The sequence below is a fragment of the Micromonospora inyonensis genome (assembly GCF_900091415.1).
GTDB classification, from domain to species: domain Bacteria; phylum Actinomycetota; class Actinomycetes; order Mycobacteriales; family Micromonosporaceae; genus Micromonospora; species Micromonospora inyonensis.
This window is the reverse complement of record NZ_FMHU01000001.1, coordinates 36,028-59,419: the sequence shown is the minus strand read 5'-3', so window position 1 is coordinate 59,419 and position 23,392 is coordinate 36,028. Positions and strand designations below refer to the sequence as shown.

The following is a 23,392-nucleotide window of genomic DNA, read 5'->3' as shown; positions in this document are numbered from 1 at the left end:
CCCTGCTACCGCGCGAGGAGGCGCGAGGAGGCTGTTACCGCGAGGAGGCTGAGGAGGCGCGAGGAGGGTGCTGTCCGCGCCAGGGGAAGGTGCTACCGCGCGAGGGGGAGGTCAGCCGGCTGCGGGCTGCGCGGGGCTGCGGTCATCCAGCGGCTGACCCGCCGCTCGGCGTAGAAGGAGACGAACGGCACGGTGCCGGCGAGCATCACCAACGCCATCCGCTTCAGCGACCAGTCCGCCCGACGGGCCAGGTCGAACGCGGCGGCCAGGTAGACCATGTAGAGGAAGCCGTGCGCCGGACCGATCGTCTCGACCACGATCGGGTCGTCGAAGCCGTACTTCAGCGGCATACCGATCACCACGAGCAGGATCAGCACCACGCCCACGATCCAGGCGATCACGCGGTACCGGGTAAGGGCTGCACCCACGGTCTTCTGTCCTTCCGCCCCGGCTCAGCCGGGGTAGTCACCGGGTCGCGCGCCCGGGTTGGCGTTCAACCATGTCAGGTAGCGGTTGTACTCGGTCAGGTCGGCGTCCTCACCGTCACCGGCCGGGACGGTCGCCCGCACGACCCGCACCGGGCGGCGTACCACCGGGGTGTCGGGCGTCCCGGTCGGCGGCGCGGCGGTTGCCGCCGCGCCGGTACCCGGGGTCGACGCCAGCGGGGCCACCGGCCGGTCCGACGGGGGCGTCCCCGCGGGTGGGTCGTCCGTAGCCGGTTCCCCGCGCAGGGTGTGCCGGACCTCCCGCCACCACACGAAGACCACGAAGGCTGCGAAGATCGGCCATTCCACCGCGTACGCCCAGCTCAGCGTGTTACCGGCGGCGGCCCGGCTGATCTGCCACCAGCCCAGCGCGCAGAAGCCGACGACCAGCACGACCATGGCCACGTGGCGGAGAACCCACGCCGGTGTCCAGAGCCGCTTCATGGCACCGAGGGTACCGGGCCGACCCGGCGTCTCCGACGCGACGTCGTAGCCCCGCGCCGGAGTGGGTGGTTTGGTGCCCTCCGGTGTGGGCATCCGTCTAGATGCCAGCCCAAACGAGATCAGGGGGGCGACGATGACCGGATCGGTACGACAGGACGGGTTCCCGCGGCACGCCGCGGCCGACGCCAGCCCGGAGCAGCGGCTTCCGGAGTGGGACGGCGACCACCTGCACGACATGACCGCCACCGACGCGGGCCCCGACGCCGAGCTGCTCGGGGTCGATCCCGCCGAACTGGGTGACGAGGACCTGATCCGCGAGATGCACAGTCTGCACCGCACCCGACTGGACACCCTGCGGCACGCGGCGGACTCCGCGCTCGCCACCCATCTGCGGCGTACCGCCGAACTGGAGACGGAGTACCTGGCGCGTCACCCCGGCCGCGAGGTCGACCCGAGCCGGCTGCGGGACGCCTGATGACGACACGTGTCGAGCGGGGTATGTCCGCCCCGCCCGAGGTGGTCTTCAGCACCGCCACGGACCCTGACCGGGCCACGGCGTGGCTGCCGGAGCCGCTGCGCACCGACGGCGCCGAGCGACCGCAGGTCGAGCCGGACGGGCTACGTGCCCGGTGGAGCAGCAGCTCCGGCCCGGGATGGTCGGCCGAGATCCAGGTCGAGCCGGCTGACGCCGGTGGTGCCCGGGTCCGGCTCGACCTGACCGGTGGGTCCGGGGAACAGGACACCGACGCGCTGGCCGACCAGACCCTGGCCAACCTCGCCCGCGAGGTGGCCGAGAACCTGACCGCCGGCTGACCCCGCCGGGACGTGGACCGCCGCCCGTTGGTAGCGAGGCAAGGAGAGACGCAGGTGACGCAGAGCGGCCTGAAGGACAGGGTGGCACGGCTGCGCCGGGCGTACGCGCCGGACGAACACCGGCCGCTGGGCGGTTACCTGGTGGCGATGGGCACCTACGCCGGGGTCGCCGGGGCGCTCGCCGCCCTGGTCAGGGCCACCGGGCGACCGGTGCCGGAGCGGCCCGCGCCGGCCGACGTGGTGCTGCTGAGCATCGCCACCCACAAGTTGAGTCGGCTGCTCTCCAAGGACGCGGTGACCAGCCCGCTGCGGGCCCCGTTCACCCGCTACGACCGGCCGAGTGGCAGCGGCGAGGTGATGGAGCAGGTCCGCGACTCCGGCAGCTCGACCCGGCACGCGATCGGCGAGCTGCTGAGCTGCCCGTTCTGCCTGGCGGTGTGGGTGGCCACCGGACTCACCGGCGGGCTCGTGCTCGCGCCCCGGCTGACCCGACTGGTCGCCACCGCGTTGACCGCGGTCGCCGCCTCGGACTTTCTCCAGATGGCGTACGCGGTCTCGCAGCAGGCGGCCGAAGGCGGCGGACGGGACGACTGAGCCGGCACCGCCGGCGAGCGACCGAAGTGCGGCGAGGGGCCGACCCGACGCCGGCGTGGGTCCGGGGCGGATGCGGCAGGACGCGGGGCGAGCGACGTCGGGACGCGTGCGGGCCGGACGACGCAGAACGGGGCCCGACGGCCCCGTTCTCGCGTACCCGGGTCAGCGCTGCATACCGGACCAGCCGGTAGGCGACTCCGGCTCCCGTTCCTCCTTGTCCTCACCGGTGATGATGTCCCGGTCGACGGCGGTACGGTCGTGCTCGTTGGCGAAGTCGGGCTCCGGGGTGCTGTCCAGGCCCTCGGCGGGCTGGCCGAGAGCGGGCATCCGCTCCTGCTTGTCGTCGCGATCGGTCATGGTCGCTGTCCTCTCCGTGGTCGGTCGCGTCCCGCGCCTCAGACCCCCGAGCCACCGATCAGGTCGGCGACCTCGTCCATCGCGTACTCGCCCTGTGGCAGGGCCGAGATGCGGGTCAGCACGGCCGCGGGGAGTTCGGCGGCGACCGCCCGGCGGTGGATTTCGGCCTGGCTGATCCGTTCCTGCCCGTGGTAGATGTCGTCGAGCAGGTCGTCGATCATCCGGCTGGCTGGTTCGTCGGTCACGGTGATCACCTACCCGTGCCGGAATCGGTCAAACGTCGCGCCGCCCCGCGCGCCGTCGCGTTGCTGCGGGCAGGTCGCCTGCGGCGGGGACCGTCGACACCGACCAGACGGTGTGACCCAGACCACGCCGTCGTCCGGAACACCGGAGCTGTCCGACCCGTTGACCACGGTGTCGGTGTGACCAGTGTCCCCGGGCCTCACCTAACAAGCCTTCGCGGAATGCCGTTCGGCTGGAGCCGCGTCGCGCCACTCGCCGAGAGGCGACCTGCACACCGACACCAGCGCCGCCCCGGGCCCCGCCCGGGGCGGCGCTGTGCTTCCCCACCCCACCGTCGGTTCAGGCGGGGGAGGGGAGGCGGCCGGCGGTGGGAGTGGGCGGATTCTGCGCGGCCTGGGTGCGACGGGCGCGGACGGCAGTGGCCAGGGTCTCCAGCACCTCGGCGGTGTCCTGCCAGCCGATGCACGCGTCGGTGATCGACTGGCCGTAGGTCAGGTCCCGGGTCGGGTTGAGGTCCTGCCGCCCCGACTTCAGGAACGACTCCAGCATGATCCCGACGATGCCGCGCTGGCCGGCGGCGAGCTGCTCGGCCACGTCCGCCGCGACCACCGGCTGGCGGCGGTGGTCCTTGCCGCTGTTGTCGTGGCTGGCGTCGATGACCACCCGCTCCGGCAGGTTCGCCGCGCGGAGTCGGGCCAGTGCGCCGGCCACCGAGTCGGCGTCGTAGTTGGGCACACCCCTGCCACCACGCAGCACCAGGTGCCCGTCGGCGTTGCCCCGGGTGTGCAGGATGGCCGGCGTGCCGGAGACGTCGATGCCCGGGAAGACGTGCGGCACCCCGGCGGCGCGGATCGCGTCCACGGCCGTGCCGATGCTGCCGTCCGGCCGGTTCTTCATGCCGATCGGCATGGACAGGCCGGAGGCGAGCTGCCGGTGCACCTGGCTCTCCACCGTGCGCGCGCCGATCGCACCCCAGGCCACCGTGTCGGCGATGTACTGCGGGGTGATCGGGTCGAGGAACTCGCAGCCCACCGGGAGGCCGAGCCGGAGCACGTCGAGCAGGAGCGCGCGGGCGAGCCGCAGCCCCTTGTTGACGTCACCGGAACCGTCCAGGCCGGGGTCGTTGATCAGCCCCTTCCAGCCGACCGTGGAGCGCGGCTTCTCGAAGTAGACGCGCATGACCACCAGCAGGTCGTCGGTGTGCCGCTCGGCCGCCTCGCGGAGCAGGTGGGCGTACTCCAGGGCGGCGACCGGGTCGTGCACCGAGCACGGGCCGACCACGACCAGCAGCCGGTCGTCGGCGCGGTCCAGCACCCGGCTGACCGACCGTCGTCCGGCGATCACGGCCGAGGTGAGGGTGGCGTCCAGAGGCAGTTCGTGGAGGAGCAGCGCCGGGGTGGTCAACGGCACGATTCGTTCGATCCGTTGATCGATGACGGGATGGTTGTCCGTGGTCGCCACGGTGGTTCCCTTCCGCCGGCCACTCCCGGGGCCGGCGCCCGAGACCGAGCCGGCTGCTCGTAGGCAAGAAGGCAGGGAGATCGCCTGATCCCCCGCCTGGCCGGCTCGGAGAGTGGTGACGTCAGCTCATGGTCGCGTCACCGGCTCCGCAGCCGGCTGGCTAAACCATCGATACGAGCGAGTCACGGCGGCCAGCCTACCCGACCGGGACGCCGAAAGCTCATCCAGACGTCGGTGACGACACCAGACGCGATGATCATCGTCGATTGCTCGATCTCTCGCACTCTGGGATATCCGCCTTCGGTACGGCCTCCGTGCCTCGCCTTGATGAGGTGGGGAGAAAATTTCCCGGCGTCCCATAGTTTAGGAATGCAGCCCGGCGCCGTATGGGTGGGGCCGTCGTCCCGTGGGTGTTGGCTCTCCGGCGGCAGGTCAGCCGGGGTCGGTGCGCCTGGTCGCGGGCGAGCATCCTGATCGATGTCACGAGGTGTGGCGCGGGCGGCGTAGCGGAGCGGTCGACGGGGTACCAGGGCGGCCATGAGTGACCAACTGAGCGATCAGGACCGGGTGGCGTCCCGCGCCCACCACCTGCTGCCCGAGGAGCGGGCGGCCGGCAGCGACGACCCGGAGGCGCAGGCGGAGGCGATCCTTGCCGAGTCGGATCTCCGGGAGGCGGACCGGAACGCCGCCCCCGACACCGTGCTGGAACGGCGTACGTCGGATCAGACGGTGGTCGCGGTCGAGCCGCCGGACTGATCCGTCGAGCCGCCGGACTGTACGGCCGACGCGGCGGCGGGGCCGGCGGACCGGGCGGAGGCGCCCCGGGCCCGGCGTGAGCCCCGGTAGGTCCGGTCCCGCAGCCGGGCGACCGGCCCGGCCGCCGCCCACAGGCCCGCCGGCAGGTTCCCGACCGGGTCGAAGGCGAGCGCGGCGTCGGTCGCGCAGTCCAGCGGCTCATCGACGCACACCACCCCGAACGGCCGCCACGGCCCGACGGCGGACGCGACCGCGAGCACCAGGCGCGGGGTGTCCCGCCGGGTCGCGGCAGCCACCTCGTCGAGGCCACGCCCCAGGTCCACCGCACTCCGGTCGGGCAGTACGCCCAGCCAGAGCCGTCCCCGGCCGGACCGGTACGGCATGATCGTGCTGTACCCGCCGACGACACGCCGCCGGGGCAGCGGAAGCTGCCGGAGCACCGGCGCGGTGCCACTCGAACTCACCAGCAGGTCGAACGGCTGCCGGTCCGCCCCGAGGTGGATCCGTACCGCCAGGCCGAGCACGTCCGGCCAGCCCGCCGGGGTGGGCACCCCCCGGGAGAACCGGATCGTCGCGGGATACCGACCCGGCCGGTCCAGCAGCGCCACCCCGCTGACCGGAGCGACCGCACCCCCGATCGTCACCTTCCCGGAGAAGGTGCGACCGGCGGGATGCAGCAGGCGGGCGCCCCGCCAGCGGGCGAGGGCGGCGGCCAGGCGTTCGGCGGCGGACAGGACGGACATGACCGTGGCGGTACCCAGCGGGGCCCGATCGATGCGCGCCACGTGTCGGGTCGTGGCGCGCCAGGGACGCCGGGGGCCACCTGCCGGGCGAGGTGATCGGATAGCGTCGTGCCATGCCCGAGAGCGGTTACCCCTGGCCGATCGAGACGACCCGACTGGACAACGGCCTGCGTGTGGTGGTGAGCGAGGACCGCACCGCCCCGGCGGTCGCGGTGAACCTCTGGTACGACGTCGGCTCCCGGCACGAGCCGGCGGGCCAGACCGGGTTCGCCCACCTCTTCGAACACCTGATGTTCGAGGGCTCGGTGAACGTGGCCAAGACCGAGCACATGAAGCTGATCCAGGGCGCCGGTGGTTCGCTCAACGCCACCACCAACCCGGACCGCACCAACTACTTCGAGACCGTCCCCGCCGAGCACCTGGAACTCGCGTTCTGGCTGGAGGCCGACCGGATGGGCGGCCTGGTGCCGGCGCTGACCCAGGAGACGCTGGACAACCAGCGCGACGTGGTGAAGAACGAGCGACGGCAGCGCTACGAGAACGTCCCGTACGGCGACGCGTGGCTGCGGCTGCTGCCCATGCTCTACCCGCCGGGGCACCCGTACCACCACGCCACGATCGGCTCGATGGCCGACCTGAACGCCGCCGACCTGGCCACCTTCCAGGACTTCCATCGCACCTACTACGCGCCGAACAACGCCGTGCTGACGGTGGTCGGCGACGCCCGCGTCGAGGAGGTCGTCGCGCTCGCCGAGCGGTACTTCGGGCCGATCCCGCCGCGCGCCGACATCCCGCCCGCGCCGGACGGCCACACGGTCGCCGCGACCGGGGAGCCGGTCCGGGAGACGGTCACCGCCGACGTTCCCGCGCCCCGGGTGTACCTCGCGCACCGTACCCACCCGTCCGGCAGCCCCGGGTACGACGTGGTGACCGTCCTCGCCACCGTGCTCGGCAGCGGTCGGGGCAGCCGCCTCTACCAGCGCCTGGCCGACGGGGAGCGGATCGCCCAGCCCGACCTGGTGGGCGCGTACGGGGTAGACCTGGCGCACGCGCCGGCCCCGCTGATCGCCACCGCCACCGCCCGCCCCGGCGTGACCGCCGAGCGGCTGGAGGCCGGGCTGGCCGAGGTGGTCGACGAGCTGGCCACCGTCCCGGTCACCGGCACCGAGCTGGACCGGGCCAAGGCGCTGCTCACCACGGCCTGGTGGCGGCAGATGTCCACCGTGGACGGCCGCGCCGACACGCTCAGCCGGTACGCCACCCAGTTCGGTGACCCGGCCCGTGCCGCCGACCGGCTGCCGGCCTGGCTCGCGGTCACCGCGGAGCAGATCGCCGAGGTCGCCGCCGAGGTGCTCGCGCCACGGGACCGGGCGGTCCTGCGCTACCTGCCGAAGGAGGGCGCGTGAGCCCCGTCTCCGCAGCCACCCGCCGGCCCGCAGTCGTGAACGGAAGGAAGCCCCGATGAGCCTGATCGCCGAACGTCCCGGTCCGGGCGTCGCCCGCCCGTACCGGTTCCCGACGGTGACCCGCCGGACGGTGGCCGGCGGGGAGGTCGTGGCCGCGCACCTGCCCGGACAGAACCTGGCCGTGGCGCTGCTGCTGCTCGACGCCGGGGCCGGTCGGGAACCGCTTGGCCGGGAAGGGCTCGGCGGCGTCCTCGCCAAGGCGGTCGAGGAGGGCACGGCGCAGCGGGACGCCACCGCGTACGCGTTGGCCATCGAGGCGCTCGGCACCGAGCTGGTGATCGGGCTGGACTGGGACTCCTTCCAGGTCAGCGTGCAGGTCCCGGTGGACCGGCTGAGCGCCGCCGTGGAGCTGCTCGCCGAGGCGGTGCGCACCCCGCGCCTCGACCCGGCCGACATCCTGCGGGTCCGCGACGACGAGGCCACCGCGCTGCGGATGGACTGGGCGAACCCGGGCCCGCGCGCCGACGCGGTGCTCCGCGCCGACCTGTACGGCGTGGACACCCGGCACGGCCGCCCGATGTACGGGGACCCGGGGTCGGTGGCCGGGCTGGAGGTGGACGACGTCCGGGTCTTCCACTCCGAGTGGTTCCTCCGGCCGGGCACCCTGGTCGTCGCCGGTGACCTGGAGCGGATCGACCTGGACGCGCTCGGCGCGGCGGCCTTCGCCGGTGCCGGCGGCGGCCCGGCCCCGCAGGAGGGACCGCTCCCGGTGACCGTGCGGGCGGGCCGGCGCATCCTGCTGGTCGACCGCCCCGGGTCGGTGCAGTCGACGCTGCGGCTCGGCCACCCCTCCCCGCACCGGGCGCACCCGGACCACGTGCCGACGACCCTCGCCGGGACGGTCCTCGGTGGCGCCTTCACCTCCCGGCTCAACCACCTGATCCGCGAGGTGCACGGCTACACGTACGGCATCCGGGGCGACTTCGCCACCTCCCGCCGGTTCGGCCGGTTCGCGGTCGCCTCGGGAGTGCAGACCGCGGTCACCGCTCCGGCACTGGTGGAGACGGTGGGGGAAATCACCCGGACCCGGCTCACCGGGGTCACCGAGGAGGAGCTGGCGGTGGCCCGTTCCTGGCGGGCGGGGCAGCTCTCGGTCGAGTTGCAGTCCCCCCGGGCGATCGCCTCGGCGCTGACCACCCTGGTGGTGCACGGGCTGCCCGACGACTACCACGCCCGGCTGCGGGAGTCGTTGCTCTCCGCCGACGTCGAGCAGGTCTCCGCGGCGGCCGCCGCGCACCTGCACCCGGAGGCGTTGACTCTCGTGGTCGAGGGCGACGCGGCGATCATCCGGGACGAGCTGGTGGCCACCGGCCTCGGCGAGGTGGTCGACGCCACGCTCTGAGGCGTCGACCAGGCGGTGTGACGTGCGTCGTCCGGGGTCCGGGCCGTGGGAAAGCGCTCCCGGTCCGGACCCCGGCGTGGGTAGCCTCGCGGACATGAGGATCGGCATTGTGGGGGCCACCGGCCAGGTCGGTGGCGTCATGCGGCAGGTGTTGGCGGAGCGACGTTTCCCGGTGGACGAGCTGCGGCTCTTCGCCTCGGCCCGGTCGGCGGGGCGGACCCTGCCCTGGGGCGACGGCGAGATCACCGTCGAGGACGCGGCCACCGCCGACTACCGGGGACTGGACGTCGCGCTCTTCTCGGCCGGTAAGGGCACGTCGAAGGAACTCGCTCCCCGGGTCGCCGCAGCCGGCGCCGTGGTGATCGACAACTCCTCCGCGTACCGGATGGACCCGGACGTCCCGCTGGTCGTGGCGGAGGTCAACCCGCACGCTGCCACCGTCCGTCCGAAGGGCATCATCGCCAACCCCAACTGCACCACGATGGCCGCCATGCCGGTGTTGCGTCCGCTGCACGCCGAGGCCGAGCTGACCAGCCTGGTGGTCGCCACCTACCAGGCGGTCTCCGGCGCGGGCCTGGCCGGCGTTGCGGAACTCGACGAGCAGGTCCGCAAGGTGGCCGGTGAGGCGACCGGGTTGACCCACGACGGCAGCGCCGTCGAGTTCCCCGCGCCGCGTTCCTTCGCCGAACCGATCGCCTTCAACGTGCTCCCGCTCGCCGGGTCACTCGTCGACGACGGGTCCGGCGAGACCGACGAGGAACAGAAGCTGCGCAACGAGAGCCGCAAGATCCTGGAGATCCCGGGGCTGAAGGTCGCCGGCACCTGCGTCCGGGTGCCCGTCTTCACCGGCCACTCGTTGCAGATCCACGCGCGCTTCGCCCGGCCGATCACCCCGCAGCGCGCCCGTGAGCTGCTCGCCGACGCCCCGGGCGTGGCGCTCGTCGACGTACCGACCCCGCTGCGGGCCGCTGGGCAGGACCCGACGTACGTGGGCCGGATCCGCGCCGACGAGACCGTCGAGCACGGGCTGTCGTTCTTCTGCTCTAACGACAACCTGCGCAAGGGCGCCGCGCTCAACGCCGTCCAGATCGCCGAGCTGGTCGCCGCCGAGAGCCGCTGACCTGCCTGCCCGGCGGGCCCCACCGCCCGAGTCCGTCGCGACCGTCGCCGAACCGGTCCAACCGTCACGTGGCCATCCACCGTCGAAGGTGGGTGGCCACGCGCGCAACCGGGTCGGCTCGCCTCCGGCGGTGCACGAGGTCGATCGTGTTGGATGGGGTGCGTGGCTGCGCCATGTGGTTGCAGGGGCCCCCTCCTGCGCAGAAAGCGGTAACAAGGGGCCCCTCCTACCGACGAGGCGGAGGCGCAGACGGTAACCGGGCCGACCCGACGTTGGAGGAATCCGTGACGGACGCCGAGCGCGAGGAGAAGCTGATCGACATCATCGCCACCCACTCGCTGGGGGTGCTGGCCACGATCCGGCGGGACGGCAGTCCCCAGCAGTCCACCGTGGTGTACAGCTTCGACCGGGAGGAGCGCCTGATCCGGGTCTCGGTGACCGGGAGCCGGGCCAAGACGGCCAACCTGCGCCGCGATCCCCGGGCCAGCTTCCACGTCAGTAGCGGGGACGGCTGGACGTACACCGCGGCCCAGGTCCGGGGCGAGTTGACCCCGGTGGCCACCGATCCGCACGACGAGGTGGTCGAGGAACTGGTTGGGCTCTACCGTGCGGTGCGCGGCGAGCACCCGGACTGGGACGACTACCGGCGGGCCATGGTCCAGCAGGGCCGGATGGTGCTGCGGCTGCGCGTCGAGCGGGTCGTCGGCATCCCCGCCGGGGACTGAGCGGGGTCGTATCCCGCCCCGGCCTGCGGCAGTCGGGGGTGGTCACGGGTGGGCGGTGGGGAGCAGGCCGGCGTTACCCCGCGCAGGCGACGGGTAGACGGCGGGCCGACACCGAGAAGGGAGCCCCATGACTACCGTCGGAGAATTCATGACCACCCGTCTGGTGACCATGGACGCCAACGACACGCTCACCGCGGCGGCCCAGGAGATGCGCGACAGCGCCATCGGGGACGTGGTGGTGACCGACGGCGACGACGTGGTCGGCATCGTCACGGACCGGGACATCGCCGTACGGGGGGTGGCCGCGCAGCGGGACCCGGACCGCACCACCCTGCGCGAGATCAGCAGCACCGGCCTGGTCACGGTCAGCCAGTACGACGACGCGGTGGCCGCCGCCGACCTGATGCGCACGTACGCCGTACGTCGGCTGCCGGTGATGGACGACGGGCGGTTGGTCGGCCTGATCTCCATCGGGGACCTCGCGGTGGAGCGCGAACCGCAGTCCGTGCTGGCCGACATCAGCGCCGACGACCCGAACAACTGACCCTACGGACGACCCGGACGAACCGACCTACGGACGACCCGGACGAACCGACCCACGGACGACCCGGACCACCGTCCGCCGACGTCGGTCCGGTCGGCACCACGGCGCGCCGGTTCCCGCCACGGGGACCGGCGCGTCCGTGTGCCGGGGCGCGTCGCTCACCCGATCCGGGTGAGGTTGCCGTGCCTCCCGGCGGGGACCCTGCTCCGGCGGCGGAGCCGGATCGCCGCCGGAGGACGGACGGGAACGACGGGGAGGAACGACCGGATGGCGGACGCGATCACGCGGTTCTTCGAGGAACTCAACGGGCGGGGATTCGAGCCGTTGCTGGAGAAGACGTCCGGGACGGTCCGCTTCGACCTGCACGAAGGGGCGCAGACGACGCACTGGCTGCTGACCATCGACCGGGGACGGTTGCGGGTGCACCAGGAGGACCGGGAGGCGGACACGGTCATCGGGACCGACCCGGTCCTCTTCGAGGACCTCACCGCCGGTCGGGAACACGGGATCGCGGCGGTGTTGCGCGGCGACGTCACCGTCTCCGGCGACCCCCGTCTGATGGTGCCGGTGGAGCGGATCTTCCCCGGCCCGCCGGACTCCCGGGGGCCGCAGCGGGTCGTGGCGAAGGAGGCGTCCTGATGGCACAGAACAACATGGTCCGCATCCTCGACGGGAACACCTTCGTGGTCTGCGAGGACACCGGTGACATCGAGGCGACGCCGACCGAGCCCACCGGACTGTTCGCCAACGACACGCGTTTCCTCTCCACCTGGGTGCTGACCGTCAACGGGGAACGTCTCAACCCGCTCTCCTACGACGACCTCCAGTACTACGAGGCGCGCTTCTTCCTGGTGCCCGGGGCGGCCACCCACTACACCGACGCGAAGCTGTCGGTCATCCGGGAACGGGCCGTCGGCGGGAGCTTCCGCGAGGACCTGACGATCCTCAACCACGACGAGCAACCGGTGGAGCTGGAGATCCGGATCGACGCGGCGGCGGACTTCGCCGACCTCTTCGAGGTCAAGGACGAGATCCTGAACAAGAAGGGCGAGTTCTACACGAACGTGGAGCCGGATCGGCTCCGGCTGGGCTACCGCCGGGGGCGGTTCAACCGGGAGACGGTGATCACGTCCTCCGCGGCGGCCCGCTTCGACGCCCGGGGCTTCGCGTACTCGGTGCGGCTCGAACCGAACGAGCGGTGGAGCACGCGGATCGAGGTGCACACACCCATCGTCGGCCCGGGTGGCCGGCACGTGCCGATGGGCGTGCGGGTGCACGGCACCGGGCAGCTCGCGCTCCAGCAGGACCTGCGGGAGTGGATTGCCCGGGCACCGAAGGTGAACTGCGAGTGGGAGACGCTGGGCCGTACGTACCAGCGGAGCCTGGTCGACCTGGCGGCGCTGCGGTTCGGGCCGCTCTCCGTGGCCGGGGCCATCCCCGCCGCCGGCCTGCCCTGGTTCATGACCATGTTCGGCCGGGACAGCATCCTGACCTGTCTCCAGGCGTTGCCGTTCGCCCCCGAGCTGTCCCGGACCACGCTGCGGGTCCTGGCCACGCTCCAGGGCAGCCGGTTCGACGACTTCCGGGAGGAGGACCCGGGCCGGATCCTGCACGAGATGCGGTACGGCGAGTCCGCCGCGTTCGAGGAACAGCCGCACTCGCCCTACTACGGTTCGGTGGACGCCACACCGCTGTTCGTGGTGCTCCTCGACGAGTACGAGCGGTGGACCGGGGACGCCGCGCTGGTCCGGGAACTGGAACGGGAGAGCCGCGCCGCGTTGCGCTGGATCGACGACCACGCCGACCTGGTCGGCAACGGCTACATCTGGTACGAACGCCGTAACACCGACACCGGCCTGGAGAACCAGTGCTGGAAGGACTCCTGGGACTCCATCTCCTACCGGGACGGCCGGCTGCCCGGCTTCCCCCGGGCGACCTGCGAGGTGCAGGGGTACGCGTACGACGCGAAGGTGCGGGCCGCCCGGCTGGCGCGGGAGTTCTGGGGCGATCCGGCCTACGCCGACCAGCTCGAACGGGAGGCCGCCGACCTGAAGGAACGCTTCAACCGCGAATGGTGGGTCGAGGACGGCGAGTACTACGCCATCGGCCTGGACGCCGAGGGGCGGCAGGTCGACACCCTCAGCTCCAACATCGGGCACCTGCTGTGGAGCGGCATCGTGGACACCGACCGTGCCGCGAAGGTGGCGGAGCACCTGGTCGGCCCCCGGCTCTTCTCCGGTTGGGGCGTACGCACCCTCGCCGAGGGGGAGGTCCGGTACAACCCGATCGGCTACCACAACGGCACGATCTGGCCGTTCGACAACTCGTTCATCGCCTGGGGCCTGCGCCGGTACGGCTTCGCCGAGGAAGCGGCCCAGATCGCGGACGGCATCATCGCCGCCTCCGGCTACTTCGACGGGCGGCTGCCGGAGGCCTTCGGCGGCTACCACCGTGACCTGACGAAGTTCCCGGTGGAGTATCCGACCGCCTGCTCCCCGCAGGCCTGGTCGACCGGGGCTCCGCTGCTGCTGATCCGGACCATGCTCGGCATCGAGCCGCACGAGGGGCACCTCGCGGTCGACCCCCGGCTGCCGGTCGGTGTGGGCCGCATCGAGGTGCTGGACATTCCCGGTCGCTGGGGCCGGGTGGACGCCTTCGCCCGGGGCCGCCTGAAGATGGAACACCACCCGGACTGAGCGGGACCGGCCCGGGTGCGTTGCCGTCCGGTCAGGCTTCGGGACGCGGCCGGCAGGGTAATCTCGCCGGCATGCCGGAACTCGTGTACCCGCCCGTGATCGCCGCCGCCAAGACGATGTTCCGGGTCCTCGACCTGCGCATCACCCTGGAGGGTGGGCACCACGTGCCGCGTACCGGCGGAGCGGTGATGGCCGCCAACCACGTCAGCTACCTCGACTTCATCTTCTGCGGGCTCGGCGCGCAGGAGTCGAAGCGGCTGGTCCGCTTCATGGCCAAGGAGTCGGTCTTCACGCACAAGGTCTCCGGCCCGCTGATGCGGGGTATGCGGCACATCTCGGTGAACCGGGAGGCCGGGGTGGACTCGTACAACCAGGCGGTCGACGCGTTGCGGCGCGGCGAGGTGGTCGGCGTCTTCCCGGAGGCGACGATCAGCCGTTCGTTCACCGTGAAGAGCCTGAAGAGCGGCACCGTCCGGATGGCCAAGGACGCCGGGGTGCCCGTCCTGCCGGTCGCGGTCTGGGGCGGCCAGCGGCTCTGGACCAAGGGCCGCCCGCGTACGCTCACCCGCCGGCACGTGCCGATCACCATCCTGATCGGCGAGCCGCTCGACCCGGCCGACTACGCGTACGCCGGGAAGATGAACGCCGATCTGAAGGCTCGACTCATCGCTCTGGTCGACCGGGCGCAGCGGGAGTACCCCGACAAGCCGTCCGGCCCGGACGACGCCTGGTGGCTGCCGAAGCACCTGGGCGGTACCGCCCCGACCCTGGAGGAGGCCGCCGCCCTGGAGGCCGCCCGCCTCGCTGGAGCCACCACCGCCTGAGCACGGGCAGGGGACCGCCAGCCGGCGTCGCTCCGCTGTGGAGAGGCTCGGATCAGCAGGCCGGGCCGGGGTGGCCCGCCGCCGGGCGTCCGGCCGGTCCGGACCGTGACCGAGGGTGGTAGTAGTCCTCCCGGCTGAGGAACTCCACCGGCAGCGACCCGGGCAGGGTGACCGGAACGCCGCGTACCACCGAGCCGGTGCCGGCCCGGCGCAGCAGGACGTCCCGCTCGGCCGCTGACAACTCCACGACCGTCGGGTTGGCCAGCCGGAACGCGGCTACCGTCCGCCGGACCAGCCGGGCCAGCGCGGCGACCTCCCGGGCCGGGCCGCCGAGGGCGAGGGCGGGCTGCGCGATGGTCCGCAGCGCGTCGCAGACGACCAGCAGGTCGGCGGTGCCGTCCGGAGCGGTCGGCCGCAGCTCCAACCGGGACGGCCACTGCCAGCGGATCTGCCCGCTGGCCGGGCGGGCCGCCGGGAGCCAGCGCCGGTGCCGGGGGCCGGTGCCGACCGGGGTCGGGGGCAGGTCGGCGCAGACGTGCACGATCCGCCGGTCGGTGACGGTCACCGAGGCGGTCGGGGTGAGCAGCCACTGCCGCCGGTCGACGGCCGGACCGAGCAGGTGACCCGCGAGGGTCAGCCGGTGCCGCGCGAGCACCCGCTCACCGGGCTCGGGCACCGGCTCGTGGTGCCGGTCCAGCACCGGCTGGTCGGGTGCGCCGGAAGCGTCGAACCGGTGCGGTGCGATGAAGAACGGGGTTCCGTCGTCGTCGGATGTCATCATGGCCTCCCGGCGGACACGGCGTGCGGGCGGTCTGCCGTCGAGCGTCCCGGCCGGGCGGTCCGGTGTCATGACACCCGTTAGGGGGTCGGCCGGTCGGACGACGCGTACGACTGATAGTCGCCGATCTCCTCCGGACGGATCAGGCCGTCCTCGATCGCTCGGGCGAGTAGTGCGGACTTCGTCGCGGCCGGTCGCCCGGCCCGGGTGTACTTGATCCGGGCGCGGTCGACGTACTGCTTGACGGTGTGCTCGCTGATCCGCATCCGGCGGGCCACCGACGCCTTCGACATCGACTGGAACCAGAGCAGCAGCGCCTCCCGTTCCTTGTCGGACAGGGCCGGCCGGTCCGGTCGGGCGTCGCCCACCATCGCGCCGGCCAGCGACGGCGGCACGTACACCCGGTCGTCCGCCGCCGCCAGCAGCGTGGCGACGCAGTGCTCCCGTCCCTCGTGCTTGGCGAGGAACGCCACCGCCCCGGCGTCCAGCACGGCGAGCATCGTCTCCGGGTCGGTGTGCTCGGAGTAGACCACCACCCGCCGTCCCGCAGCGCTCAGCCCGGCCACGGCGTCCACCGCCATCCGGCCGTGCAGCCGCAGGTCCAGCAGGACCACGTCGGCGTCCGGGACGTCGCGCAGCACGACGTCGGGATCGTCGCCGGTGGCCACCACCGTCAGTCGTGGCTCGACGGCGAGCCACGACCGGATCCCCTCGACCACCACCGGGTGGTCGTCGACGATCGCCACGCGTACCGGGCCGCTCACCGGCCCCGCCACCGGGTCCGCGTCCATCCGACCTCCCCGTCGCGAACGTGTTCGTACCCGACCGTGTCGTCCGTCCAGCCGGACGTCACGTCCTCCAGGATGCCCTGCTCGGGCGCGATCAGGCTGATCTCCACGTGGTCCGGTCCGGCCACGACGGTGAGCCGGGCGCGGTCCCGCGCGCCGGCCAGGCCGGCGGCGAGCGGTTCGACCAGGCGGCGGCGCACCTCCACCGGCAACGGTGGCGGTGACCCCACGACAGCCAGGTCCACCACGACGCCCCGCCGTTCCGCCAGGTCAGCGCTGGCCCGCAGCTCGTGCAGCAGCGGGTCGGGAACGTCGTCGGACTCGGCGATCAGCCGGCGCAGCCGGGCCGCGGCGAGGGCGCACCGCCGCTGTACCGCCGGGTCAACCGGGTCGGCCCGACCGGCGGCGAGGTCGGCGAGGATCCCACCCGCCGTGGCGTCGACCAGGGCCAGCCGGTCCCGCCGCTCCCGCTGGCCGTGCGTGGCGGCGATCCGCTGGGCGGTCACGGCGGCCCCGGCGGAGGCGGCGTGGGCGCGTTCGGCGGCGAGCGTGGTGAGGGTCGCCGCGCCGACGGCGAGCGCCAGCGGCAGCACCGCCACGCCGTAGACGTACATCGCGTAGCGGCTCAGGTCGGCGGCGTCCGCACCCCGCGCGAGGACCGCGACCAGCGCGATCACCGCCCCGGCGGTGATGGTGGCGACCAGCTGCCGCAGCGGCCGTCCCCAGAGAATGAGCACGGCGAACCAGCCGACCGTGCCCCACCCCCAGTTCGCCGAGAGGAACAGGAACCGCTCGCCGCTGGCCGGGAAGACCGCCGCGTCGACCACCAGCAACCCGACCACCAGCGGCCCCGCCGGCAGCGGCGCGTCGCGCAGCAACCGCCACGCGGCGACGGCCCCGGCCAGCGCCACCGCCAGCCAGCCGCCACCGACCACCCACGGCCACCGCAGCTCCGACCAGTTCAGTCCGATGGCGGGGAGGCTGACCAGCAGGTGCCAGCCGTACGCGATCACCACCGCCGCGATCCGGGCACCCCGGTCGGAGGCGCTGGCCACCGCCCCGACGGCCGGCGGCGGTGCGCCGGTGGTCGACGGTTCAGCCCGCATCCGACCACTCCAGCCGGATCCGGGTGCCCCGTCCGGGGGCCGCGTCGACCGTCGCCCGTCCACCCACCGCCGTCATCCGGCCGTGGATCGACTCGCGCAGCCCGTACCGGTGGGTCGGGACCCGCCCCGGGTCGAAGCCCGGGCCGTCGTCGACCACCTCGACCACGACGGTGCCGGCGACCCCGGCCAGTCGCAGCCGTACCGCCGCGCCCGGCGCGTGCCGAAGCACGTTGGCCAGGGCCGCGGCGGTGCTCTCGGCGAACGCGACGGCCACCGGCACCGGGACCGTGACGTCCGGCGCGAGATCCACGGCCACCGGCAGCTCCGGGACCCGGGCGGTCGCCCCGCACAGCCACCCGTCCAGCGCCGTCCGGGTCGCGTCGCCCGGAGCGGACGGAGGGCCCGCCTCGCGCTCCGCCGGGGTGACGGCGGCGGCGAGGGTACGCAGGTCGGCGGCGGCCCGCTCGCGCAGCAGCGGGGAACCGGAGCGGACCGCACCCAGACCCACCATGGTCAGCGTGGAGAGCACCGTGTCGTGCAGGTCCCGGTTCTGTCGCCGCTCGGCCTCCCAGGCGGTCCGGGCGATCACCGCCTCCCGCAGCACGCGCTGCCGTTCGGTGAACGCCGCGTCCGCCCGGCGACTGCTACGGCGCAGCACCACGGCGAGCGCGCTGGCCGAAGCGGTCTGCACCACGAGGGTGGTCGCGTGCGCTACGGCCTCCGCGTCGTTGCCGGCGCGGTGGGCCCCGAGGGCGTACGCGCCGGCGACCAGCAGCCCGGCGGGGACCGCCCAGCGGGGCCGCGACGCGAGCTGGGCGACGATCACGGTGGTGCTGGCCAGGATCGCCACCCAGCTCACCTCACCGGGAAGCACCTCGGTGGCGACCAGGTACGGCAGGAGCAGGCAGGTGACCACGGTCAACGCCACGTCCGTCCCGATCAAGCCGGGGGTGAGCCCGGACCGGATCCCCGACCGGGTGAACCAGAGTGACCAGCCGGTGAGGACGACGACCGCGACGACCAGCGGCACCGGTTGGACCGGCGGGGTGCGGACCGCCAGGGCGGTGACCGCACCGGCGAGGCCACAGGTCAGCCGGAGCATGATCGGCAGGGTGGTGAAGACCCGGTTCAGGGCGCCGCCGGCCGGACGCGCCGCCACCGGGGGCGGGCCGGTGGCGGGACGGTCCGGTGCGACCACCGGCGAGGGCGGGGCGGCGACGGCCGGCATCGGGGGAGGCGTCCTTCCGGCGGTGGTCCCTCAGCAGCTGGGGAACGCCGGAGAGTACCACGGTTGACCGGTCGGTGCGCCGGGCGTGACCTCGGGTCAGCGGACCGGGTCGTGGGTGCCCCGGGGCACGCCCGGCCGGCAGCGGCGTAGCCGGTCGGCGGCCATCCGACCGCCCACCGCGAGGCCGTGGCGCTCGACCGCGGTGAGGCCGTAAGCGCTGCACGTGGGCGTGTAACGGCACTGGCCGGGCCAGCGGTGCGACAGCCAGCGGCGGTAACCGAGGATCGCTGCCCGGCCCGCCCGGTCCACGACCGGTGCGCGCACCGCCGAGGCCGTCGTCGCGCCGAGCGTCAACATGAACGAGAAGAGGCCGAAGTTGCAGCAGTCCGGGCCCTCGCAGCTGTCGCAGCCGTCGCAGCCCTCGCAGCTGTCGAGGAACCTGCTCTTGCGCTTACGCCCGTGGCCGTGGCCGTGGCCCTTGAGCTTGATCATGCGGATCATGATGGCGTATGCCCGCCACCGGTCGGCATCGCCCGTCCCGGCTGGTGCGGCGCCTGTCGGAGGTGCGGGGCATACTGCCGGCCATGGGCATGATCTTCGTCGGTCGCCGACTCGACGCCGCCGAACAGCAGCGCCTCCTCACCGACCACTCCCGCACCGCCGACCTGATCCACGGCGGGAACGCGCCGGACCTCGACCTGGACAAGGCGTGGCATGCGATCCACTACCTGCTCGCCGGCGCGGCCTGGGAGACCACCACCGGGGCCGGCGAGGCGATCCTCGGCGGCGACCCGATCGGCTCCGACGTCGGCTACGGTTCGGCCCGACTGCTCGGCCCGGCGCAGGTCCGCGCGGTCGCCGCCGGGCTCGAACCGGTCACCGTCGGGACCCTCCGCTCGCGGTACGACTCCGCCGCACTCGGCGCGGCCGACATCTACCCCGACATCTGGGACGACGACGAGGAGGAGTTCGACACCTACCTGGCGCCGTACGTCGACGAACTGCGGTCCTTCTATCTCGCGGCGGCCGGGGCCGGGGAGGCCGTCCTGCTCGCCGTCGTCTGACCGGCGGCCCGGCGCGCGGCGGTGTCCGGCGTCGGCGGTCGCGTCCGCCCCGGCGGCCCGCCACCGGTCGGCGAGTTCCAGGAAGCCGGGCGTCTGCCCGAGGGCGTGGTGGAACAGCAGAATCCCCGTCGTCGGGTCACCACGGGTCCCCGGCACGACGACGCCGCGTGGCGAGTGGGCCTTTTCGGGACTGGACCGCTCTGCGATGATCCATCGAAACATCGACAAGTTTGATGATGAAGGTCTCGCATGCGGATCCGTCTGGCAAGTGTCCTCAGCGCCGCCATGATGCTGGCTGTCACCTTCCTGGCCCCGGCGTCGCCGGCAGCGGCGGCTCCCTCGTTCCGGGTGCCGTTCCCGTGCCATCAGACGTGGTCCGGTGAGACCCGGACCGGGCACAGCCCGGCGTACGCGATCGACTTCAACCGGGCCGACGACCACGGCATGCCGGTCAAGGCCAGCGCCCCGGGCACCGTCGACATCGTCACCAACCTCGGTGACACCAGCTACGGCCGGTACGTGCGGATCAACCACGGGGGCGGGTACACCACCTACTATGCCCACCTGAGCGGCTTCAACGTCTCGGTCGGCCAGAGCGTCGACTACGGCACCACGATCGGCTACGTGGGCAACAGCGGTAACTCCAGCGGCTCGCACCTGCACTACGAGCAGCGGCTGAACGGCGGCGACATCATGGTGCGGTTCAGCGGCAACCTGGCGTACTACTGGGGGACGTCGAGCTACACCCGGACCGCCGGCTGCTGAACCAGCCTGATCCTGCCGCACGACAGAGCCCCGCAGTCGGTGACTGCGGGGCTCCTGGCGCTCGTGGGACGCCGGTGGTCCGGTTCGGATCCCCGGGACGCGGTGGGCGGTGTACTCGGAGCTGTTCAGGTAGTCCGTGGCGCTGCTGATCACCACACCCCTCCAGGTGCGCCGTCCGGGTTCTGCCACCTGGGGATCGCCTCGAGGACCGACGCCACGCCGTCGCCGTACCCGTCGTCCAGGGGACGTACACCCCCGCGTGCTGGAACATCCTGTAGTTCAGGCCCGAGCAGTCGTAGCCCCTGACCCCGGCGGGCTTCTTGTAGACCCGGCTCTGACCGCAGGTGGTGCCGTCGTGGCCCACGGCCAGCGGGCGTCACGCGCACGGCCGTTCCGGGCGGCGGCCGTGCGCGACTGGGTGTGGCGGGACCGCTACCGACCCGACCGGCGGGCGAGCCCGGTCCCGGACGCCGCCGTCCGTGAATCGATCGGGCGGCAGGGGTCGCGTTGTCGGGAAGAACATGAACCGGCGGTGATGTCCGCAGCCCGAAGCGAAATGTGAGAGTCACCGCGAACGGAGGCTCGCGCGGCCCGCCGTGCCGGTGCGGGAGTATTTGATTTCCGTTTTTCGCCCGGTGTGATAAGGGCCGTCGAATGGCGATCCCGGTCGCCGTGGAGCGGGCGGCCGGGCTGGGTGTCGCGGCGAGGTCGTCCCGAACCTTCCGGCGGCCGGTGGTGGCGCGCTCGGTGGCTCCACGCGAGCCGTACGGCTGGGAGAAAGTCCAGCGCGCCTGGCAGGATTCGAACCTGCGGCCTTGGGATTAGAAGTGGCATTCACGTTCTGATCCCTGGCTTCAGTGGCTTCCCTAGCTGCACAAACTCTTGCTCCGGTTGTCTCTGGTTTCTCCGATGGTCGGCATTTCGCACCACGAATAGCTCCATGACCGGTCAGGAGGAGGGGTCGAGGGTGCCTCGTGGTGTGGTGACCCGCTGTAAATCCCCCGCCCGAGGGTCGCCGACGTGGTTCGAACTCCTGGACCTCCTCAAGGCGGCCCTTGACGGGCCGCACGCGCCGCCACCAGGGCGCGCCAGCCGCTGCCGCTGTCGCTCTGCGGCCGTCTCGCCTGACGCCCGGCGGCTGGCGCGGAGATCGGGAAGCCCGGGGGCCGCCCCAGACGATCGGCCGTGGTGAGGATGCGGCGCGGAGGATGCGGGGCCGCCCCTCCAACCTCAAGGGTGCTTCGCATCGCTGCGCGACGGCTCTGGCGCGCCGCCCTTGACCCTGGAGCCTTTGCGAACCCTCGGCCGGCGTTGCCGGCAGGCGGGGCCTGCCCGTGATGCTCGCGCCGCATCCCCATCCCGGCCTCGTCGCTGGCCTGCCATGCGCGTATCTGCCCGTCACCCTCAAGACCAGATTGATAAGGCGACGGCACTGCGCAGCATTTTACTCGGTTTAGAGACGAAACTGTTCGTATGCAGCTTGAGTGCGCTTAAGGGCCATTAGCATAATCAAGAGAAGGTGACAGATGCTGAACACGGTGACCGTGCTGATTGGTACACCCAGAGCATGATCCTTCAGAGTCGTGCTTACTCCTACAATAAGTACCGTGGTGGTAAAGAGCCCCACCAGGACGGCGTAAGCGACGTTACCTTGAAGCTGGTCCACTAGTTGCGCTGTCTTTCCGCTCTTCGAAATTCGGGGATCATCGGTGATCCGGAGTCCGAGTGTAAAGACGTGAACCAGTAGTCCGAATAGGAGCGCCGTGAAGATGGCAACACCTGCTAGTAGCCCCTCTACGCCACGGAGGCGAAATTCCGTAAAGAATGCGGCAGTAGCAAGAGCCAGTGGAACTCCAAAAAGGCCGAGATAGTCTCCTAATCTTGGCCGCTGCTTCGGATCATTCTGGTCGACGAGCGTGCTCAGCTGTTTCTTGATGATTGGTGTTACCGACCACTTAGCGCTCACGGACGGCTCCCATCTTCACTGTAAGCTGAGCCTTTTGCCATTCAGTGGAGTCCCAGTCCCCGGGGAGCTCAAGTCCCAACTGCTTCGTCAGGACCGGGATAATGCTATGCATCTCGTTATAGACTACAGAATCCTTTGCGCGTTCCTTGCCATCGTGATCAACTGCATACACGAGCGCCGGCAAGTCTTCCCTGCCTAGCACTACCTGACGTTCCTGGTCGCCGTCACTGAGCGTCAGGCGCGTCTCGTCGGTATCTTGTACGTCGGACAGGCCAAGAAGCTGATGTGCCTTAAGCTCGCCGCCCAGCAGGCCATTCTTAATCTTATTTCCGAGACCCTCGATCCCCCATCGAGGCTTCGCCTCGTAGACGATCTTGCCAATAACTTCGGGATCAATCCCATCGGCAGGGTCGTGTGAGATCTTATAGCGAACGACTTTTACGCTAGTAAGTTTAGCTCTTTCGCGGAAGATGCGCCACTGTTCATTGTCGATAAAGCTCTCCGAGTGAAGGATGAGGTCGGAGAATTTCGCCCTGAATGCGGCCTGTAGCTGCCTAAGGAAAATGCTGCCTACTCCACGGTTGCCGTAGCGCTCCGTCAAGAACACTGCGGTCTTCGACCGGGATGGGCAAAGAATCATATTACGAATAGGGACAGTGGCGGATTCGTCGGTTCCATATGTGTGAGTAGTTTGATGGCTGCGAGTGTGCCGAATTCCTCCTTCGAGACCGAACTTCCCGTACTCGGCGTTGAAGTGTATCCGGGCACCTAGGGGGTCGACTTCATCAATATAAAGGTAGTCTTCGGATTTCTCTTCCCGGAGCGGCTCATTTTTGAGGTCCTGTAGAAGGCCGTGAACGAGTGACAAGAGGCTAGCCTTTGTGCCGCCGATGTCGTCGAGCGACAGTCGTTCATTCGGGCGGTAGCGCGGCGATACGTGCAGACCATAGGCGGCAAAGGCATGCCTACTCATCGAGATCCTCGCGTCAGGGAACGTTGGACGACTGTCTAGGGTATCCAACCGGACACTGTCTGCGATATGACTTGTCGCTTGTATGACTAGGGCTTGCGGACGTTGACACCC

At 71.7% G+C, this 23,392-nt stretch carries 27 protein-coding genes; 14 read left to right on the top strand and 13 right to left on the bottom strand.

All coding sequences use genetic code 11. The annotated features are described in order from the left end of the window. Positions 1 to 92: 92 nt before the first annotated feature. On the bottom strand, positions 93 to 428 hold the full coding sequence (locus GA0074694_RS00335) for a DUF3817 domain-containing protein (RefSeq protein WP_091450720.1): 336 nt from the start codon (positions 426 to 428) through the stop codon (positions 93 to 95). 24 nt (positions 429 to 452) lie between these two features. After that, entirely contained in the window at positions 453 to 929 is a 477-nt protein-coding gene (locus GA0074694_RS00330) for a hypothetical protein (RefSeq protein ID WP_091458419.1), read from the bottom strand. A gap of 133 nt (positions 930 to 1,062) precedes the next feature. On the opposite strand from GA0074694_RS00330, the gene GA0074694_RS00325 reads away from it, so the two are divergent. Genes GA0074694_RS00325 through GA0074694_RS00315 form a run of 3 tightly spaced genes read left to right on the top strand, consistent with a single transcriptional unit; the run spans position 1,063 to position 2,336 of the window. Further along, positions 1,063 to 1,404 carry a DUF6158 family protein gene (locus GA0074694_RS00325; protein WP_091450718.1) on the top strand — a complete coding sequence of 114 codons (342 nt, stop codon included), beginning with the start codon at positions 1,063 to 1,065 and terminating at the stop codon, positions 1,402 to 1,404. Beyond that, positions 1,404 to 1,742 carry a hypothetical protein gene (locus GA0074694_RS00320; protein WP_091450716.1) on the top strand — a complete coding sequence of 113 codons (339 nt, stop codon included), beginning with the start codon at positions 1,404 to 1,406 and terminating at the stop codon, positions 1,740 to 1,742. Before GA0074694_RS00325 ends, GA0074694_RS00320 begins: the two co-directional genes overlap by 1 nt. A 54-nt stretch (positions 1,743 to 1,796) precedes the next feature. After that, positions 1,797 to 2,336 (top strand): DUF1360 domain-containing protein, encoded by a 540-nt coding sequence (locus tag GA0074694_RS00315; RefSeq protein ID WP_091450714.1) that lies wholly within the window; start codon positions 1,797 to 1,799, stop codon positions 2,334 to 2,336. A gap of 162 nt (positions 2,337 to 2,498) precedes the next feature. Here GA0074694_RS00315 and GA0074694_RS00310 read toward each other — a convergent pair whose 3' ends face one another. The 3 genes from GA0074694_RS00310 to GA0074694_RS00300 all read right to left on the bottom strand — a co-directional run bounded on the left by GA0074694_RS00310 (position 2,499) and on the right by GA0074694_RS00300 (position 4,397). Further along, entirely contained in the window at positions 2,499 to 2,693 is a 195-nt protein-coding gene (locus tag GA0074694_RS00310; protein ID WP_091450712.1) for a hypothetical protein, read from the bottom strand. A gap of 38 nt (positions 2,694 to 2,731) precedes the next feature. Continuing rightward, a complete protein-coding gene (locus GA0074694_RS00305) occupies positions 2,732 to 2,914 on the bottom strand; it encodes a hypothetical protein (RefSeq protein ID WP_091458417.1) in 183 nt (60 codons plus the stop codon). 361 nt (positions 2,915 to 3,275) lie between these two features. Beyond that, entirely contained in the window at positions 3,276 to 4,397 is a 1,122-nt protein-coding gene (locus GA0074694_RS00300) for a 3-deoxy-7-phosphoheptulonate synthase (protein WP_091450710.1), read from the bottom strand. A gap of 537 nt (positions 4,398 to 4,934) precedes the next feature. Here GA0074694_RS00300 and GA0074694_RS00295 point away from each other — a divergent pair. Beyond that, positions 4,935 to 5,153 carry a hypothetical protein gene (locus GA0074694_RS00295; protein ID WP_091450707.1) on the top strand — a complete coding sequence of 73 codons (219 nt, stop codon included), beginning with the start codon at positions 4,935 to 4,937 and terminating at the stop codon, positions 5,151 to 5,153. On the opposite strand, the gene GA0074694_RS00290 is transcribed toward GA0074694_RS00295, so the two are convergent. Continuing rightward, on the bottom strand, positions 5,120 to 5,896 hold the full coding sequence (locus GA0074694_RS00290) for a phosphodiesterase (RefSeq protein ID WP_091458415.1): 777 nt from the start codon (positions 5,894 to 5,896) through the stop codon (positions 5,120 to 5,122). The genes GA0074694_RS00295 and GA0074694_RS00290 overlap by 34 nt on opposite strands. Before the next feature lie 113 nt (positions 5,897 to 6,009). Between GA0074694_RS00290 and GA0074694_RS00285 the strand changes: the two genes are divergently transcribed. From GA0074694_RS00285 to GA0074694_RS00250, 8 genes are all read left to right on the top strand, one after another. Beyond that, positions 6,010 to 7,302 (top strand): M16 family metallopeptidase, encoded by a 1,293-nt coding sequence (locus GA0074694_RS00285; RefSeq protein WP_091450706.1) that lies wholly within the window; start codon positions 6,010 to 6,012, stop codon positions 7,300 to 7,302. Positions 7,303 to 7,357: 55 nt separating this feature from the next. Continuing rightward, a complete protein-coding gene (locus tag GA0074694_RS00280) occupies positions 7,358 to 8,704 on the top strand; it encodes a M16 family metallopeptidase (RefSeq protein WP_091450704.1) in 1,347 nt (448 codons plus the stop codon). Positions 8,705 to 8,798: 94 nt separating this feature from the next. After that, positions 8,799 to 9,824, top strand: coding sequence for an aspartate-semialdehyde dehydrogenase (locus tag GA0074694_RS00275; protein WP_091458413.1), 1,026 nt, complete (start codon positions 8,799 to 8,801; stop codon positions 9,822 to 9,824). 284 nt (positions 9,825 to 10,108) lie between these two features. Beyond that, positions 10,109 to 10,549, top strand: coding sequence for a PPOX class F420-dependent oxidoreductase (locus tag GA0074694_RS00270; RefSeq protein WP_245714489.1), 441 nt, complete (start codon positions 10,109 to 10,111; stop codon positions 10,547 to 10,549). Between the two features lie 127 nt (positions 10,550 to 10,676). After that, entirely contained in the window at positions 10,677 to 11,093 is a 417-nt protein-coding gene (locus GA0074694_RS00265; protein ID WP_091450698.1) for a CBS domain-containing protein, read from the top strand. A 267-nt stretch (positions 11,094 to 11,360) separates the two neighbouring features. Next, the gene (locus tag GA0074694_RS00260) at positions 11,361 to 11,732 is read left to right on the top strand and encodes an SCP2 sterol-binding domain-containing protein (RefSeq protein WP_091450696.1); all 372 of its coding nucleotides are present in this window, start codon (positions 11,361 to 11,363) and stop codon (positions 11,730 to 11,732) included. Continuing rightward, on the top strand, positions 11,732 to 13,789 hold the full coding sequence (locus GA0074694_RS00255; protein ID WP_091450694.1) for an amylo-alpha-1,6-glucosidase: 2,058 nt from the start codon (positions 11,732 to 11,734) through the stop codon (positions 13,787 to 13,789). Before GA0074694_RS00260 ends, GA0074694_RS00255 begins: the two co-directional genes overlap by 1 nt. A 71-nt stretch (positions 13,790 to 13,860) precedes the next feature. After that, on the top strand, positions 13,861 to 14,613 hold the full coding sequence (locus tag GA0074694_RS00250) for a lysophospholipid acyltransferase family protein (protein ID WP_091450692.1): 753 nt from the start codon (positions 13,861 to 13,863) through the stop codon (positions 14,611 to 14,613). Positions 14,614 to 14,665: 52 nt separating this feature from the next. Here the strand turns inward: GA0074694_RS00250 and GA0074694_RS00245 are convergent, their stop codons facing one another. From GA0074694_RS00245 to yidD, 5 genes are all read right to left on the bottom strand, one after another. Next, positions 14,666 to 15,391 (bottom strand): hypothetical protein, encoded by a 726-nt coding sequence (locus GA0074694_RS00245; protein ID WP_091458410.1) that lies wholly within the window; start codon positions 15,389 to 15,391, stop codon positions 14,666 to 14,668. Positions 15,392 to 15,471: 80 nt separating this feature from the next. After that, the gene (locus GA0074694_RS00240) at positions 15,472 to 16,182 is read right to left on the bottom strand and encodes a response regulator (protein ID WP_091450690.1); all 711 of its coding nucleotides are present in this window, start codon (positions 16,180 to 16,182) and stop codon (positions 15,472 to 15,474) included. Beyond that, positions 16,152 to 17,285, bottom strand: a complete 1,134-nt coding sequence (locus tag GA0074694_RS00235; protein WP_091450688.1) for a hypothetical protein — start codon at positions 17,283 to 17,285, stop codon at positions 16,152 to 16,154. Before GA0074694_RS00235 ends, GA0074694_RS00240 begins: the two co-directional genes overlap by 31 nt. Continuing rightward, positions 17,275 to 18,513: a sensor histidine kinase gene (locus GA0074694_RS00230; RefSeq protein WP_091450685.1), complete on the bottom strand. Its 1,239-nt coding sequence runs from the start codon at positions 18,511 to 18,513 to the stop codon at positions 17,275 to 17,277. Before GA0074694_RS00230 ends, GA0074694_RS00235 begins: the two co-directional genes overlap by 11 nt. A gap of 96 nt (positions 18,514 to 18,609) precedes the next feature. Continuing rightward, positions 18,610 to 19,005, bottom strand: a complete 396-nt coding sequence (gene yidD / locus GA0074694_RS00225; protein WP_176737730.1) for a membrane protein insertion efficiency factor YidD — start codon at positions 19,003 to 19,005, stop codon at positions 18,610 to 18,612. Between the two features lie 17 nt (positions 19,006 to 19,022). Between yidD and GA0074694_RS00220 the strand changes: the two genes are divergently transcribed. Both GA0074694_RS00220 and GA0074694_RS00215 read left to right on the top strand, forming a co-directional pair. Beyond that, on the top strand, positions 19,023 to 19,577 hold the full coding sequence (locus tag GA0074694_RS00220; RefSeq protein WP_245714488.1) for a YfbM family protein: 555 nt from the start codon (positions 19,023 to 19,025) through the stop codon (positions 19,575 to 19,577). A gap of 249 nt (positions 19,578 to 19,826) precedes the next feature. Beyond that, positions 19,827 to 20,342 (top strand): M23 family metallopeptidase, encoded by a 516-nt coding sequence (locus GA0074694_RS00215; RefSeq protein WP_091450680.1) that lies wholly within the window; start codon positions 19,827 to 19,829, stop codon positions 20,340 to 20,342. Between the two features lie 1,453 nt (positions 20,343 to 21,795). Here GA0074694_RS00215 and GA0074694_RS30615 read toward each other — a convergent pair. Together GA0074694_RS30615 and GA0074694_RS30610 are read right to left on the bottom strand one after the other, a co-directional pair. Further along, positions 21,796 to 22,308, bottom strand: coding sequence for a hypothetical protein (locus GA0074694_RS30615; RefSeq protein WP_141713935.1), 513 nt, complete (start codon positions 22,306 to 22,308; stop codon positions 21,796 to 21,798). Then, a complete protein-coding gene (locus GA0074694_RS30610) occupies positions 22,298 to 23,281 on the bottom strand; it encodes a hypothetical protein (RefSeq protein WP_141713934.1) in 984 nt (327 codons plus the stop codon). Before GA0074694_RS30610 ends, GA0074694_RS30615 begins: the two co-directional genes overlap by 11 nt. Between the last annotated feature and the right edge of the window lie 111 nt (positions 23,282 to 23,392).

Bases quoted from the DNA above. Each gene is read 5' to 3' on its own strand.
- GA0074694_RS00330 (WP_091458419.1), bottom strand. From the start codon at position 929: ATGAAGCGGCTCTGGACACCGGCGTGGGTTCTCCGCCACGTGGCCATG.
- GA0074694_RS00325 (WP_091450718.1), top strand. From the start codon at position 1,063: ATGACCGGATCGGTACGACAGGACGGGTTCCCGCGGCACGCCGCGGCC.
- GA0074694_RS00320 (WP_091450716.1), top strand. From the start codon at position 1,404: ATGACGACACGTGTCGAGCGGGGTATGTCCGCCCCGCCCGAGGTGGTC.
- GA0074694_RS00310 (WP_091450712.1), bottom strand. From the start codon at position 2,693: ATGACCGATCGCGACGACAAGCAGGAGCGGATGCCCGCTCTCGGCCAG.
- GA0074694_RS00305 (WP_091458417.1), bottom strand. From the start codon at position 2,914: ATGATCGACGACCTGCTCGACGACATCTACCACGGGCAGGAACGGATC.
- GA0074694_RS00295 (WP_091450707.1), top strand. From the start codon at position 4,935: ATGAGTGACCAACTGAGCGATCAGGACCGGGTGGCGTCCCGCGCCCAC.
- GA0074694_RS00290 (WP_091458415.1), bottom strand. From the start codon at position 5,896: ATGTCCGTCCTGTCCGCCGCCGAACGCCTGGCCGCCGCCCTCGCCCGC.
- GA0074694_RS00285 (WP_091450706.1), top strand. From the start codon at position 6,010: ATGCCCGAGAGCGGTTACCCCTGGCCGATCGAGACGACCCGACTGGAC.
- GA0074694_RS00280 (WP_091450704.1), top strand. From the start codon at position 7,358: ATGAGCCTGATCGCCGAACGTCCCGGTCCGGGCGTCGCCCGCCCGTAC.
- GA0074694_RS00275 (WP_091458413.1), top strand. From the start codon at position 8,799: ATGAGGATCGGCATTGTGGGGGCCACCGGCCAGGTCGGTGGCGTCATG.
- GA0074694_RS00265 (WP_091450698.1), top strand. From the start codon at position 10,677: ATGACTACCGTCGGAGAATTCATGACCACCCGTCTGGTGACCATGGAC.
- GA0074694_RS00260 (WP_091450696.1), top strand. From the start codon at position 11,361: ATGGCGGACGCGATCACGCGGTTCTTCGAGGAACTCAACGGGCGGGGA.
- GA0074694_RS00255 (WP_091450694.1), top strand. From the start codon at position 11,732: ATGGCACAGAACAACATGGTCCGCATCCTCGACGGGAACACCTTCGTG.
- GA0074694_RS00250 (WP_091450692.1), top strand. From the start codon at position 13,861: ATGCCGGAACTCGTGTACCCGCCCGTGATCGCCGCCGCCAAGACGATG.
- GA0074694_RS00245 (WP_091458410.1), bottom strand. From the start codon at position 15,391: ATGACATCCGACGACGACGGAACCCCGTTCTTCATCGCACCGCACCGG.
- GA0074694_RS00240 (WP_091450690.1), bottom strand. From the start codon at position 16,182: ATGGACGCGGACCCGGTGGCGGGGCCGGTGAGCGGCCCGGTACGCGTG.
- GA0074694_RS00235 (WP_091450688.1), bottom strand. From the start codon at position 17,285: ATGCGGGCTGAACCGTCGACCACCGGCGCACCGCCGCCGGCCGTCGGG.
- GA0074694_RS00230 (WP_091450685.1), bottom strand. From the start codon at position 18,513: ATGCCGGCCGTCGCCGCCCCGCCCTCGCCGGTGGTCGCACCGGACCGT.
- yidD (WP_176737730.1), bottom strand. From the start codon at position 19,005: ATGATCAAGCTCAAGGGCCACGGCCACGGCCACGGGCGTAAGCGCAAG.
- GA0074694_RS00220 (WP_245714488.1), top strand. From the start codon at position 19,023: ATGCCCGCCACCGGTCGGCATCGCCCGTCCCGGCTGGTGCGGCGCCTG.
- GA0074694_RS00215 (WP_091450680.1), top strand. From the start codon at position 19,827: ATGCGGATCCGTCTGGCAAGTGTCCTCAGCGCCGCCATGATGCTGGCT.
- GA0074694_RS30610 (WP_141713934.1), bottom strand. From the start codon at position 23,281: ATGAGTAGGCATGCCTTTGCCGCCTATGGTCTGCACGTATCGCCGCGC.